Annotated in this window: 9 protein-coding genes; 5 read left to right on the top strand and 4 right to left on the bottom strand. The window is 39.8% G+C overall.

Going from position 1 to position 14,755, the window contains the following annotated elements; all coding sequences use genetic code 11:
• The first annotated feature begins 164 nt into the window (after window positions 1-164).
• The 4 genes from Q8M41_RS12260 (at window position 165) to Q8M41_RS12245 (ending at window position 7,299) form a co-directional block, all read left to right on the top strand.
• The gene (locus Q8M41_RS12260) at window positions 165-3,425 is read left to right on the top strand and encodes a TonB-dependent receptor (RefSeq protein WP_305365568.1); all 3,261 of its coding nucleotides are present in this window, start codon (window positions 165-167) and stop codon (window positions 3,423-3,425) included.
• 11 nt (window positions 3,426-3,436) lie between these two features.
• On the top strand, window positions 3,437-4,759 hold the full coding sequence (locus tag Q8M41_RS12255) for a RagB/SusD family nutrient uptake outer membrane protein (RefSeq protein WP_305365567.1): 1,323 nt from the start codon (window positions 3,437-3,439) through the stop codon (window positions 4,757-4,759).
• A gap of 128 nt (window positions 4,760-4,887) precedes the next feature.
• Window positions 4,888-5,703 carry an ion transporter gene (locus tag Q8M41_RS12250; protein WP_305365566.1) on the top strand — a complete coding sequence of 272 codons (816 nt, stop codon included), beginning with the start codon at window positions 4,888-4,890 and terminating at the stop codon, window positions 5,701-5,703.
• Window positions 5,704-6,189: 486 nt separating this feature from the next.
• Window positions 6,190-7,299: an amidohydrolase family protein gene (locus Q8M41_RS12245; RefSeq protein WP_305365565.1), complete on the top strand. Its 1,110-nt coding sequence runs from the start codon at window positions 6,190-6,192 to the stop codon at window positions 7,297-7,299.
• Window positions 7,300-7,321: 22 nt separating this feature from the next.
• On the opposite strand, the gene Q8M41_RS12240 is transcribed toward Q8M41_RS12245, so the two are convergent.
• From Q8M41_RS12240 to Q8M41_RS12225, 4 genes are all read right to left on the bottom strand, one after another.
• Entirely contained in the window at window positions 7,322-8,176 is an 855-nt protein-coding gene (locus tag Q8M41_RS12240) for a hypothetical protein (protein ID WP_305365564.1), read from the bottom strand.
• A 93-nt stretch (window positions 8,177-8,269) separates the two neighbouring features.
• Complete coding sequence (locus Q8M41_RS12235; RefSeq protein ID WP_305365563.1) at window positions 8,270-9,619, bottom strand: AGE family epimerase/isomerase; 1,350 nt, start codon at window positions 9,617-9,619, stop codon at window positions 8,270-8,272.
• Between the two features lies 1 nt (window position 9,620).
• A complete protein-coding gene (locus Q8M41_RS12230) occupies window positions 9,621-11,990 on the bottom strand; it encodes a hypothetical protein (RefSeq protein WP_305365562.1) in 2,370 nt (789 codons plus the stop codon).
• A 19-nt stretch (window positions 11,991-12,009) separates the two neighbouring features.
• Complete coding sequence (locus tag Q8M41_RS12225) at window positions 12,010-13,401, bottom strand: MFS transporter (protein WP_305365561.1); 1,392 nt, start codon at window positions 13,399-13,401, stop codon at window positions 12,010-12,012.
• A 619-nt stretch (window positions 13,402-14,020) separates the two neighbouring features.
• Here Q8M41_RS12225 and Q8M41_RS12220 point away from each other — a divergent pair.
• Window positions 14,021-14,554 carry a transposase gene (locus Q8M41_RS12220; RefSeq protein ID WP_305365560.1) on the top strand — a complete coding sequence of 178 codons (534 nt, stop codon included), beginning with the start codon at window positions 14,021-14,023 and terminating at the stop codon, window positions 14,552-14,554.
• Window positions 14,555-14,755: the final 201 nt, after the last annotated feature.

Genomic DNA, 14,755 nt, shown 5'->3' with positions numbered 1-14,755 from the left:
CAAAAAAACCGGAAGCGCCGCGAACGCCTCCGGCAAAATTTGGCGCTAAAAATAACCGATCGTAAAACCAATAATTTAAATCAAACCAAACTCACAAATGTATGAAACTTTACATGTTGTTTAAGTGCAAGGAACCTTGCATGTCATTAAAATTTATCAGGGTTATGAAACTCGTAATTATTTTATGTCTTACCTCACTGTTGCAGGTTAATGCTACCAGCTATGCACAGAAGATAAGTCTTACTGTCAAAAACGCTCCAATGGAGAAGGCTTTGAAAGAGATTCAGAAGCAGGTTAAATATAGCTTCCTTTATAATACACAGATGTTACGCTCAGCTAAACCCGTAACTATCAGTGCGAACAATTCCTCTTTGGAAGAAGTATTAAAGCAATGCTTCGCTGATCAGCCTCTCACCTATTCAATTGTTGATGAAACAATCATTGTTTCAAAAAAGCAAATCAAGCTTGAGGCAAATGTTATTGAGGTCGAAGAAGTTGCCCCACCACAGGAAATAAGAGGAAAGGTAACAGACTCTAAAGGGGTGCCACTTCCGGGAGTAAGTGTAAAATTGAAAAGCACTACGATTGGTGCAAGCACAGATATCAACGGTAATTTCACACTAAATATCCCTGATGCAGGTATATTGGAATTCACCTATATTGGTTTTGTAACTCAGGAAATTTCTACCTCAGGCAGAACCACAATCAATGTAGTACTTCTTGAAGATCAGCAGGCTTTGGGTGAGGTTGTTGTTATTGGTTACGGAACCCAAAGTAAGAAGGATGTTTCCAGTGCAATCAGTTCTCTTTCAGTCGGAAACAAGAAACTTGCAGATCTGCCAATCACAAGTCCGGAGCAATTATTACAAGGAAGGGTTGGCGGTGTAAATATCACACAGGATACAGGTACTCCGGGTGGCCGTTCAACAGTAAGAATCAGGGGAGCTAGTTCCATCACAGGTGGAAACGATCCTTTATACGTTGTTGATGGTGTGCCAATTAATGCAGGAAATTACAATGGTGCGGCTGGAGGTGCGGTTCCACAAAACCCTCTTTCAAATATTAGTCCGAATGATATCGAGTCAATTGACATCTTAAAGGATGCGTCAGCTGCAGCGATCTACGGATCAAGAGCTTCAAATGGCGTAATCGTGATTACTACTAAAAGAGGTAAACAAGATCAGACAAAAATCAGCTATAATTCCTATTTCGGATTCCAGGAAGTGGCCAAAAAAATTCCACTTTTAGGAGGCCCTGAATGGGGTGAACTGATTAATGAAGCTAACGTAAACGTAGGCAATGCACCACCAATTGCCAATCCAAGTGCTTTAACAACAACAGACTGGCAGGATGAAATATTCAGAAGAGCCCCAATTTCAAATAATGAAATTTCATTATCCGGAGGAACTCAAAAAACGCAATACTTCTTATCCGGAAGTTACCTGAATCAAACAGGTGTTGTTATCGGAAGCGGATTCAGCAGAGGAAATTTCAGATTTAACTTTGATCAGAAAATCAATGACAGGCTAAAAGCAGGTATCAACATGAGTATGAACCGCTCAAAAACTGACCGGGTAAGTACTGGTGACCGTGATGGTATCGTAGCGGTAGCAATCGTAAAATCACCTGCTGTTCCGGCAAGAAATGCCGATGGTTCATTAAATCCAAATGATCCGTATATCAGCAATATTGATAACCCCTTAATCATTGCAGATCAGGTTAGAAATGATGCATTTAGCAACAGAGCTTTAGGTAATGCATTTGTTGAATTCAAGATTCTTGAAGGTCTGAATTTCAGAAGCAGCGTTGGTCTTGATTATCTTAGTCTGGATGAAGTTTACTTTGTACCACCTAATAAATTAACTGTACTTGGTAGAACAACCAATGGATCTGGTACAAACAGTATGACCCAGGATTTGGGATGGATCAATGAAAACACCCTGAACTACAGCAAAACTATCAAAGAAAATCACCGTTTCAATATGCTTTTAGGTTACTCTAATCAGGAATCTAAATTTAACCGTACTGTGGCTTCTGCAACAAATTTCGCGCTTGAAGCTATTCAAACACTGGGATCGGCATCCATCAAGAACTCAAGTTCTACTGGTGGCAGTTGGGGACTTACCTCCTATTTCAGCAGGTTAAATTATTCTTTCAAGGACAAGTTCAATTTGGCAGCCAGTTACCGTATTGACGGATCTTCACGATTTGCAGAAAACAATAAATACGGAAGTTTTCCTTCTGTTTCTGCGGCATATCGCCTTGGTCAGGAAGATTTTTTAAAAGACCTGAACTGGGTTGAAGATGTAAAAATCAGGGCAAGCTGGGGTCAAACAGGTAACCAGGAGATTGGTAACTTCACATCAAGAGGATTATTTTCAGGTGGCTTCAACTACATCGGAGCAAGTGGTCTTTCTCAGACACAATTATCAAATCCTGACCTTTCATGGGAGAGCACAGAGCAAACCAATATTGGTTTAGACCTTAGCTTCTTCAAAGGAAGAATTACCTTCAGTACTGATGTTTATAAGAAAAATACATCCGGTTTATTGCTTGCAGTTTCATTGCCAAGATCTTCAGGATTTACAAGTTCAATACAAAACGTAGGTAATGTTGAAAACAAGGGTATAGAGTTTGCCCTGAACACTGTGAATATTGATAAGAAAGATTTCAAATGGTCTACTGATTTCAATATTTCATTTAACAGGAACAAAGTAACAAACCTGCCAGGCGGCGATATTCCACTTGGATTTAATGGTTACGCCAGTGTAATTAAAGAAGGTTATCCATTAGGTACATTCTTTGGCTGGAATATTCTTCGTGTTAATCCTGCAACAGGTAATTATGATATACAGGATGTTGATGGTGATGGAAATATTCCTTTGGCTTCAACTACACTCGATAATGTGGTATTAGGCAGTGCTCAACCTAAATTTACAGGTGGCTTTACCAATTCTGTTTCCTATAAAAATTTCGACGCTTCCGTTTTCATGCACTTTGTTTATGGAAACCAGATTTTCAATCAGGCTGAATATTCTTACGGAAGACTTCATACCTGGTTTAACTCTTCAACTTTAGCGCGAAACCGCTGGAGAAAACCAGGTGATGTTGCAAGCTTACACCGCGCAGCATGGGGTGATCCAACAAGAAATGGATCAGTTTCTAACCGTGTATTGCAGGATGGTTCATTCTTAAGAGTTAAAAATGTTGCTTTAGGATATAACATCCAAAATGCTACACTTAAGAAAGCCGGTATTCAGAACATAAGGGTTTATGCAGCTGGTCAGAACATTTTCACCTGGACTGATTACCGCGGATATGATCCAGAAGTTAACGCTAATGGGAATGATACAACGCTTGGTTTTGACATGAGTTCTTATCCTCAGGCAAGATCATTCTCTTTAGGTTTAAATGCTACATTTTAATATAAAAAGTCATGAAAAGAATATATTTAATAATCTTCTTATACCTAACGGTTTCATCTTGTGATGTAATCGAACAGGAACCGATAGATTCAGTAAGTACCCAGGTTTTATTTACCAGGGAATCTGATGCAAATGCAGCAATCATTGGCACTTATCGTCATCTGGCCAATCTCGGATCCAATTATATCTACTTTGCAGAATTACCTACAAAAAATAGCAAAGGAAATGCATTGAACAGACAGTTTGAGCAATTAAACAATCTGATCATTGTAGCTGACAATTCACAATTCACCGGACTCTGGGATCAGCAATTCGTATTGATTAATTCTGCGAATGTGGTAATCAAAAATGTTCCGAAAATTCCCGGGATGTCTGATGCAGCTAAAAATTCAGTGATTGCAGAGGCCCGTTTCCTGAGAGCATTTACCTATTTCAATCTGATCAGATACTTCGGAGCAGTACCATTGGTTACTGAGCCTACTGAAAGTCCGGATGTAGCTGCATTACAGATTTCAAGAACGCCTGTTGCAGATGTTTATACCCAAATTATTGCAGACCTTGATTTTGCGAAATTAAACTTGCCTGAAACACATACAGGTTTGGGCAGAACGGCCAGAGCAACCAAAGCTGCCGCCTATGCATTGGGTGCCAGAATTCATCTGACCAGAAAGAACTATGCATTGGCAATTGCTGATGCAAATCAGGTTGCTTCAAGAAAGGGAGAAACTTTAAGTGTAGCTTATGCTAACTTATTCCTGACCAAAAATTCTGCTGAGTCAATTTTTGAAATCAATTATGATACTCAATTGCAAAATAACCTGGCAACTACCTTCCTTCCGGGTTCTCTCAGCGGTACAAGAACAATTGAAGTCAACAATGATATCTTCAATGCTTATGAGACTGGTGATCTTAGAAAGGATGCAACTTATGGTTTTGCGAATGCTGCAAACTATATGAAAAAGTATTCGAGAGGTGGTACAAGAGATGATAATATCATTGTTTTCCGTATTGCCGAAGTTATGCTTGCTAAAGCTGAAGCATTGGCAGAAACTTCCTATCCAAGTGCTGATGCTTTAAAGCTTTTAAATGAGGTTCGCAGAAGGGCAGGTCTTGCAGCAATTAACCCTGCAACATTGGCTGCATTCAGAACTGCGTTATACAAAGAAAGAAGGCTTGAGCTTTGCTTTGAAGGCCATGAGTGGCATGACATTGTAAGAACAGGAAGACTTCAGGCTGTTCTTGGAATCACAGATAATAATAAATCAATCTGGCCGGTTCCATCAGTAGAGCTAGCAAGAAATCCCAAATTACTACCTCAAAATCCGGGGTACTAAATATTAAATTTATTGTGTTATCAAAAACGGCATCCCTACAAGATGCCGTTTTTGTTTTCAATTTGTTCAGGAATCTGTTTCTATCCGTTCAAACCTCATGATTATTAATTTGTTAGTATCTTGGATTAATGATACAGAGAAGAAACCACGAATTCAGAAGCAAAGTTTATAGCATTGTATTTGAATCGGATACCCGTGCCGGAAGACTTTTCGACCTAATCCTGCTCTGGCTTATTGTAATAAGTATTCTTTCGGTTTTCATGGAAAGTGTGGCAAGCTTTCGGGAAAAATATCTTGTTCAGATTCATATTGTTGAATGGATTTTCACAATCCTGTTTACAATAGAATATATATTGAGAGTATATAGTAGCCATAAACCACTGAAATATATTTTCAGTTTTTACGGAATGGTGGATCTTATTTCATTCATACCAAATTACCTGACCTTCTTCTTTGCCGGCTTGCAATATCTGATGGTTATCCGGGCCTTGCGCCTATTGAGAATATTCAGAATTTTAAAGCTAAGCCGCTTTCTTGATCAGGGTAATATCCTTAAAAATGCACTAAAAGCGAGTGTACATAAAATTATCGTTTTTATTGCAACTGTTATAACCGTGGTAACTATAGTGGGTACATTGATGTACATCATTGAAGGTGATGAAAGCGGATTTACGAGTATACCTATTAGTATTTACTGGGCAATCGTAACCATCACAACCGTAGGTTATGGCGATATCTCTCCTCAAAGTCCCTTAGGGCAATTTTTAGCCAGCTTCCTGATGATCATAGGGTATGGAATTATTGCTGTCCCAACAGGGATTGTAACTATAGAAATGGCAAGGGCCAATGATGAGGCCATGGCAAAATGCCCGGATTGTAAAGCTCCAATTTATCCAAAAACAGCAAAATTTTGTGCGAACTGTGGGAAGGAACTGGTACGGTGAGAACAATGATGAGAGGGGCAGCGGTACGGTGATAACACCGACCAAAGGGATACTGATTTGCTTTAAACACTTTAATTTAGCAATGTATTAGCTAAATTGTCTTTGCGAGGAGGTACGACGAAGCAATCTCCTGATTTCAAGAATTGCATCCCAACCCTAAGCTGATCGTAATTAACAATTCCCCTGTCATTTCCACACTGTCCGGAGAGTTTCCATCGATTACTAAAATTGATTTTTTAGCACAACATTAATTATTAAACTCATCGGATGACTTGGAGTCATCCGATGAGTTTAATAGCTGTTGTACAGTTTTAGCGGAGCGTCTCTCCGGATTCTCAAATGATGAGGAGTCTTCAGACTCCTCCATTCCAGAACAAGATATTTACAACAGTTGTAGACAAAAGATGAGAGCTTTGTCTAAACAGTTAAAAGGATTTTTCGAAATTTAGCCACTTTATAGTATTTTCATGGATTAAAGAAATGAATATGACGCAAATACTCAGATTGAGATCCACTTATCTTACCGCTTTTTTATTGTTTAGTCAGTGCAGCCTCGCACAAAACAACAAGGGCAGAATTGATTTCGAAACCTATAATCCCCCATCCTCACTGGTCGTCCCTGAGCATGTTCTTACAAGAGCTAAATTTCCATTCATTGATGTACATAATCATCAGGGGAATATGCCCACTCAAAATCTCAAAGTTCTCCTTTCAGAAATGGATAAGCTTAACATGAAGACCATGGTGAATTTAAGTGGTCGCAGCGGCGATTTCCTTGCACTTGCAGTAAAAAATGCCAAAGCTGCAGAACCGGGTCGTTTAATCGTTTTTGCGAATCCCAATTTTTCAGGAATTGGTGAAAGTGACTATGGGAATAAAGCTGCAAAACAGATTGAAGACGATGTAAAAGCAGGTGCACAGGGCCTGAAAATATTCAAAAGCCTTGGATTTTCTGTCAAAGATAATAAGGGAGCCTTGGTTGCAGTTGATGATCAAAGGCTGAAACCAATCTGGGAAAAATGTGCTCAGCTCAGAATACCTGTTTTGATTCATACGGCAGATCCCAAACAATTCTGGGATGAGCCTAATGAACAAAATGAGCGATGGCTTGAACTACTAACCCAACCCGGACGGAACAGAAGTGCGTCGGATGGCTTTTCATGGGAAGAATTAATTAAACAACAACACAACCTGATTAAAAATAATCCTAAAACCAATTTCATTATTGCTCATTTTGGATGGTATGCAAACAATTTAGATTTCTTAGGTACGCTACTCGATAAATATCAGAACATGAACGTTGAATTTGGAGCCATCATTGCCGAACTGGGCCGTCAACCACGCCGGGCAAAGCAGTTCTTTGAAAAATACCAGGACCGGATTCTGTTCGGAAAGGACAGCTGGGTTCCTTCTGAATATACTACCTATTTCAGAGTCCTTGAAACTGAAGATGAATATTTTCCTTATCATAAAAAATACCATGCTTACTGGAAAATGTATGGCCTCGGGCTGAGTGATGAGGTATTAAAGAAAGTGTATTATAAGAATGCGATCAGGCTGATACCCGGAATTGATAGTTCACAATTTCCCAGGTAATAATCTGCGGAATGGCTGAAATTCAAAAACCGATAACGAACAAATTGGTATTGCCCTGATCATTGTCGGCAACGACCAGAAGCTGACGATTATCTGTTGTCAGAGCCACAGATTCGACCTTTTGAAAGTTGAGTTCAGGACCTAAATCACTTAGTTTAGTTAAAGAAGAAATGTACAGTTCATTTTTTTGAATTTGATCAGCGGCTTCCTGAATGATAGCGAGATAACTTTCTCCAATTTCCCCATCATCGTATGAATTGCTGGTATTTTCAGAAGAAAATGTGATAAATAAAATATCCCGCACACCATCATAATCCATCCCTGATATACCTGTATGTTCAACAGGAAGCTTTAAAAGTACTTTCCTTTGAAATTCAGGAGAGAGTTTGCCGGGGATTGCTAATGCAATATAATTATCCGGGTTAGATCTGTTACCCCGGATACCCAGAGCTAAGCTATCACCAAGCAAGGTGGCCGCTTCGATATTCAGCTGGGCAAACTGATTTCTAAGCTGATCATAAAAACTACTGAAATCAATCCTTCTGAAATTTTTACTTTCAGGTTCAAAAAGATAAGCATAGTCACGATGGGGACTGACTGAACCTGACCCAAGAAACAGAATACAGTCAATGCCATTCTGACTGATGACAACAGATGCCTCAATATCAGCTTTAAGTGATTTGGGAATCCTGATATTTTCATCTTTCGGAAAAAGCGGAACACGCTCCACTTCTACCAGCTTATCGTTTAAAACAAGAATCTCTGAAGCATCATCGCCCATTATGTAAAACAAGTCATTCATAAAACAGATCGTCGAACCGGATGGGTAAGCGAGCTCAGATTTATGAATTAAGTACAAAGGATCTGAATCTTTCATAAAATATTAATATCCAGGTAAATTTAGGATAGTACAAAAAGTACTATTAAAACAGCTTGCCGTTTTGGAAGTTCAGGTTTTATGCACAATACTTCAGGATATAAGGTCTGATAATTTCCCCTTGCGTTTCATGATACGCTGCAGGGCAAGCATATTCCGCATCAGATAACGCGGCATATGATAATGCTCAATGGTTTTAGTACTTGGATTTACAACTTTCCTGTTTCCTCCAAAAGTCCAGAAAGCATAATCCGGGCAACTCATTTTCTCCAGCATATAGGCATCCCCTTCTGAGAAACATTCATGAGCCCAGGTATTTCCGGTATGCTCTATGCTAAGCAAGGCTCCAATCGAAACTTCCTGCTGGCACCATGCCGACTTACTCGGCGACCAGGAATAAGTATTTGCATTGTATAGCACTTCAAAATGCCCACCATAAAGCTTGTCGGCTGCTACATCCACATGTCTTTTAAAAGCAGCTTCCGAAGCAATAAATAGAGCTGGGTCCTTACGCCTGACTGCCTCAGCCATTACAAAAGCAAGCGTCTCAATACCATGTCCAATAACCGCGAAATCGGCATATTCGTTTTTTGGAAGAGTAAAATCATGATTTCGCACCTCATTCAGAATATTAAATTCTTCATTCACATGCTGTTTCATGATTGCATCAATACAACGGTCCGCCAGCTTCTCCAATTCAGGATCTGGTCCTTGCGTAAGTATCTGGGAAGAAAGACTGAGGAAGATCATCCAGTGACCCAGATTACGCGGACCCTGCATTTTTGGCTTACCCGGCACATAACTAATGTCATAAACATAATCCGGGCGATCGTATTGCTCAAGACAAGTTAAGATCATCTCTTTGGCAATCTTCAGGTAGGATTTGTCGCCACTGGCTTTCGCATACTCTGCCAGTCCCTCGGCTACGAAAAGATTTCCATAGATATCACCGGGGCCTGAAATTCTATTCCCTTCCCTGCTATAGCTGCCATCGAAGAAATTATCATCCTTCGGCTTAAGCTTCAGTATAAAATCAATAGCCTTCTTTGCGACCTCGAGATATCGGGGATTCTTTTCAAAATTATTGTAAAGAAATGAATAGACCCAAATACCACGACCCTGATTCCATACCCTTTTTATGGTGTTAACCAACTTCCTCTCGGAAATGTCCACATCACACATAAACCCACCGTATACAGGGTCAATGCATAAACTTTCCATTGCCGGTAAAAAGCGCTTGAAAAGTTCATCATGATAACGGTCATGGAGTTGCTGCAGATTTAATCCTGCAAGGGTTTTAATGGGTGATTTACCCTGCACAGAATTTTCCGATTCAGAACTATCTACTGCGAACCCGGATAAACCAGCTAATCCACTGAGTCCAATTCCCGCAATTGCATTACTCCTGATAAAATTCCTTCTGGAAAAGCTCTTCCCTGACATCCTAAGCTTTGATATTATCTGATTCCAATTCATGATGACTTTTCAGCATCCCAATGAAATTTGGATTAAGTTTAATTGAATTCGATTTACAATACTGAATAATATCATTTCCTAAACGGGTATTTGAATGATTAAAACGAACCTGCTTATTGATTTGCAGAAAGCCAATTTTAGACAGCCATTCAGACATTTTTTGTCCGGCTTTTTCAGGCATATGAAGGGCACAGTCGCTAAAACTCACACCCAACTCTGAATCCAGATCATAAATTCGTTCAGCACCCGCTTCTACTTCAGGGACGAACTCAGAATTCGTAAATGACAGACGCCCTTTGAAAGGAGAGACGTCTTTTGTGATCCGGCTGATAGAGCAATTTTCGAATCTCAGATTTGCAGTTCCCTTTCCGGCATAAATATCCATATTCCGGCAGCCTTCAAACCTGATGTCTGGATATAAAGCATCCGGGCCTTTATCAGTTGAAGAATCGTTCAGATAGAAATGAACATTATCCTTTATGACACTCATTGGAGCAGGATTTAACTTTTCGAGATCAACATTCCGGACAAGGATCCGGCAATTACTTTCCATCCTGACACCGTCATAAGAGCCCTGCTTATTCATATAATATTTTGAGCAATCATATAACTGGAATAAGCGAAGACCCTGTTTACGGCCACGAATACTCACATTATTAATGTCCATTTGCTCCGGAAAAAACAGTTTTATCTTATCGGCATTATTTACCCACTCCGAAGTTTTCATCAGCCAGCAAACAGCCTTACTTTGTTCCTGCCCGGTAAAATCAACAACCATATCCTGCAAGCTGAGTGTACGGCCATATCCTATTGGATATTTAAAATCAAAATCAGCAGTAACAAACTGCAAAACCGAAACCTGGCTTGCACCGGTTCGTGGTACCAGTCTGCAATTTTTTATACGAATATCCCCATCCCATTTAGCCCCATAATCGGCTCTAAATGAGATGAATGCATTGGCATTCACCAATGTGTTTTCAACGAAGAGATCCCCTCCACCTGTTAAAGTCAAACCCCTCTGCCCTACCTTACTGTCTTTGATATAGAGATTCCAGCAATGGAAATGCACATCTACACGGTTAAGCATACAGTTTTCTATTCTGAAATTCTTGGTTAAGTTGGTACCAAAAACACCCCAGTGCACCGGACTTCCTTCAGCGGTAATATTCCGAAATGTAACATTCATCCATCGGTTGCCTGAGATTCCGTAAGTACCCTGTGGTACCATCGGCACACCAGGCCTGTCTTTTTCCCATGGGATGAGCCTGATATTTTCAACCACTACATCATAAACCATTCTCAGCGAATAGAAACCACTCCGCTGAATTTTAGCCACATCCTGTTTACCCGGCTCCAGACCAACCCATTGATTTGACACAAGAGTTCTGCTCCGTTCAATGCAGATGCCATTTTCGACATAATTTCCTTCATTATCTCCCGAAAGATAAAATGTGCCACCGCTAATAGTTAAGTAACTGTCACTAGCCGGATAAGCCATTAAACTGGTATAATCCTTAAAAGTCCATGCCATTTCCCCTACGATGCGCCCATGCTCCTCTACATAAAAAAGTTCTTCTCTGGCCCATCCTCTGCTGATACCGGTACTCTGATTCCTCAGTCCGATCATATCAGTTGAATCGGCTACAATTACCAGACAATTTTTATAGGGAGCCAATTCGGGGATAACCTGAGCCCCTGGCTTTAACTGGCTGATTAATGAATTCTTAGCGTTCTCAGAGAGTTCGATTGGATAAGGTGCGACATCGCTCAACACCTTAAAACGGGGCTCTTTACCGTTGTATTTTTCATCGAAATGAAAAATACTTTGTCCCCAATCCACGTTTGTTTTAATTACAATTGCGGTTGTCTCTCTGAACCAGTACTCTCCACTCAGGTTAACAACTGGAATACGATGTCTATTTGCATACTCATGTGCCGCCTTAATCTGCAACCCATCATCATTTTTCTTGTCACCAACAGCCCCGAATAATTTATAATTTACTTCTCTGACATTGATTAAGACAGCAATCAGGTTATTTTTTAAACTGATGATTCCACCGCCATCAGCAGTAAATTCAGAAGCTGATGTCCTGATGATATAGGTTCCCTGACCACCATCACCAATCTGATAATATCCTCCGGTTTGGACAACATTTCCAACCCTTAGAACAGTGCTTTCTTTCAACTCCGTTAAACTCGAATAAAACAGAATATTTTCACCTTCCTTGATCAGGGATATAGAATTACTTGTACCAGCCTGAACGTTAGATGCCAGCAACCCAAGACCAGTCAGGCCAAAACTGCTTATAACTTTTCGCCTGCTTAATTTATCTGCCATAAGAATAATATAGGTTCAGTTAATCAGTCAAGTTGTTCTTATAGGTTTCAGGAACCCAAAAAATATTGACAATAATTCCAATCAAAATCAGCGAAAGCGGATAAACCAGTCCGACAAAAGGTGAAAGTGCAAATCCAATAACAACAGATGATTTGATCAGTTCGGTGATTACAGGGGTTGATCCTCCGATTGCGCCATTTCCAACGTTATATACAAATCCCATACTGGTATATCGGATTTTAGTAGGGAACATTTCCATTAGGAAAGCACCCATCGGACCATAGACCATTGTACCAGAAATGGTCAGCATAAATACCAGCCCAATGAATATGATCTTGGTTTGGGTATCTATATACTGGATAGTATCCAAACGCTGTGGGTTTCCAAGCTCAAGGAATAAGTAAAACATAAGCGGTATTACCAGCAAACCCAAAATCATTCCCGGGAGCATTATCTTTTTACGGCCAACGCGATCGCTGATTGCTCCAAAAATCTGAAAGAATGGTCCGGCAAGAAGAATTCCGGTAGCCATGATCAACAGCGCGGTAGTATCTTCCAGTTTAACCGTACGTTGCAGGAAGAACAAAGTAATGATCTGATTTACCTGCATGATCGCACTCTGAGCAGCATTCCCCCCGAACACAGCAGCTAGAATAAGACCAATGTTCTTTTTGGTTTTGAAGGTTTCTTTAACCGGAGATTTGCTCGTCTTACCTTCACTTTTCAATTGGGCAAAAACCGGACTTTCATGCAGCTTACGACGAATAAAGTAACTCGCAATTACCAATACCGCACTAAAAAGAAATGGAATTCTCCATCCAAAAGAGTTGAAACTCTCTTCAGTCATAATGCTTTTAATCGTAAAAACAACAACAAGCCCAAGAATCAGGGCAATGGAAGAAGTTGTCTGTATAAAACCTGTGTAAAACCCGCGTTTATGAGCTGGCGAATGTTCTGCAACATAGATTACCGCCCCCGAATACTCGCCGCTGATAGCTAAACCCTGCATTAATCTGAGTATTAAGAACAGAATGGGTGAAACCCATCCTGCCTGCTCGTAGGTAGGGATACAGCCGATCAGGAAAGTGGCTCCACCCATCAGTAAGAGTGAAACCAAAAAGGTGTGTTTTCGTCCGATCTTATCTCCGAAATTTCCAAACAATAATGACCCGAATGGCCTGATCAGATAGGTGGTCGCAACAATCCCCAGTGTTTCAATGAAATTATTGCCCCCGGCAGGAAATAGTTGCATAGACAAGATGTTAGCCATAATAACAGCCAGCAAAAGATCATACCATTCGATCAGCGTACCTACAGATGAAGCAACTATAACCAATTTCAGGTTATTCTTTTTTTCAGGGGTCACATTAGCATCATTTGCTAATTCGGGAGAGGTAGAATCAGGAGTCATTTAAAATTTTTAAAACAGTGATTGAATTCGGATTCAAATTAGAAATTTTTTGGATAGAATAGAGAAGGAGTGCGTAATTTATCTGCTACCGGACTTACGAAATCACCTGGGCGTTTAGAAAGTTGATTTCGTCAGTCACATCCTATAATGGCGACTGACGAATTTATCTTGCATGATGCTTAGGTAAATTCGTAAGTCTTAACTTTCCGACTTGCGAAATCACTTGGGCGTTTAGAAAGTAGATTTCGTCAGTCGCAAACTTAGATTGGCGACTAACGAATTTAACCGGTATGACGCCTAAGTAAATTCGTAAGTCTTAACGATCCGACTTGCGAAATCACTTGGGCGTTTAGAAAGTAGATTTCGTCAGTCGCAAACTTAGATTGGCGACTAACGAATTTAACCGGTATGACGCCTAAGTAAATTCGTAAGTCTTAACTTTCCGACTTGCGAAATCACTTGGGCGTTTAGAAAGTAGATTTCGTCAGTCGCCAACCAGAAAAGTGACTGACGAATTAACCAACTTGCTGCTTAAGTCGAAATTCAGGAACCGTTAACTAATATTTTCACCCTGATTTTCATAATATTTATAATGTTTGAGTATTCAAATATTATAATCATGCCTATTAATCAGGAAGGGAGTTATTACCACTTGTTCAATCGTGGTAACAATAAAGGAAAGATATTCTTTGATATAAATGACTATTTCTATTTCCTGATTCAATTCAACAATTATTTAGGTCCTCATATTGACGTTTTTGCATATTGCTTAATGCCAAATCATTTCCACTTTTTTATTAGGATAAATAATGGTCCCGGGTTTGAAAAAGGGATTAAGAACTTTCTTATCTCATATTCAAAAACCATCAATAAAAAATATGGAAGAGTTGGTTCATTGTTCCAAGGAAGATATAAGCTATCAGAAGTAAAAACGAATGCTCATTTTACACGAATTGTAACCTATATCCACCAAAACCCTATGGCAGCAGGATTGTCAAAATCATTAGAGGATTATCGTTTCTCCTCCTACAAAGCATATCTTTCCAATAAAAGAACCATTTTAAAAAGAAAGGAAGTTTTAGAATGGTTTGGGGGAATTAATTGCTTTATTGAGGCACATAAGTTAATAACAAAGGCGACTGACGAATTTTAAAAGCATGACGCCTAGGTAAATTCGCCCAAATAAAGCGACTGACGAATTTATCTTGCATGATGCCTAGGTAAATTCGTAAGTCTTAACTTTCCGACTTGCGAAATCACCTGGGTGTTTAGAAATTCGATTTCGTCTTCGCATACCAGAAAAGTGACTGACGAATTTAACCGGTATGACGCCCAGGTAAATTCGTAAGTCTTA

Origin of the sequence: Daejeonella sp. (assembly GCF_030684675.1) — a bacterium.
Lineage (GTDB): Bacteria > Bacteroidota > Bacteroidia > Sphingobacteriales > Sphingobacteriaceae > Daejeonella.
The sequence above is the reverse complement of the archived record's forward strand: the minus strand, read 5'-3'. Positions and strand labels throughout refer to the sequence as shown.

What these genes read in the sequence shown, in the direction of transcription:
- Q8M41_RS12255 (WP_305365567.1), top strand. Translation starts at nt 3,437, where the DNA reads ATGAAAAGAATATATTTAATAATCTTCTTATACCTAACGGTTTCATCT.
- Q8M41_RS12220 (WP_305365560.1), top strand. Translation starts at nt 14,021, where the DNA reads ATGCCTATTAATCAGGAAGGGAGTTATTACCACTTGTTCAATCGTGGT.
- Q8M41_RS12225 (WP_305365561.1), bottom strand. Translation starts at nt 13,401, where the DNA reads ATGACTCCTGATTCTACCTCTCCCGAATTAGCAAATGATGCTAATGTG.
- Q8M41_RS12260 (WP_305365568.1), top strand. Translation starts at nt 165, where the DNA reads ATGAAACTCGTAATTATTTTATGTCTTACCTCACTGTTGCAGGTTAAT.
- Q8M41_RS12250 (WP_305365566.1), top strand. Translation starts at nt 4,888, where the DNA reads ATGATACAGAGAAGAAACCACGAATTCAGAAGCAAAGTTTATAGCATT.
- Q8M41_RS12230 (WP_305365562.1), bottom strand. Translation starts at nt 11,990, where the DNA reads ATGGCAGATAAATTAAGCAGGCGAAAAGTTATAAGCAGTTTTGGCCTG.
- Q8M41_RS12240 (WP_305365564.1), bottom strand. Translation starts at nt 8,176, where the DNA reads ATGAAAGATTCAGATCCTTTGTACTTAATTCATAAATCTGAGCTCGCT.
- Q8M41_RS12235 (WP_305365563.1), bottom strand. Translation starts at nt 9,619, where the DNA reads ATGTCAGGGAAGAGCTTTTCCAGAAGGAATTTTATCAGGAGTAATGCA.
- Q8M41_RS12245 (WP_305365565.1), top strand. Translation starts at nt 6,190, where the DNA reads ATGACGCAAATACTCAGATTGAGATCCACTTATCTTACCGCTTTTTTA.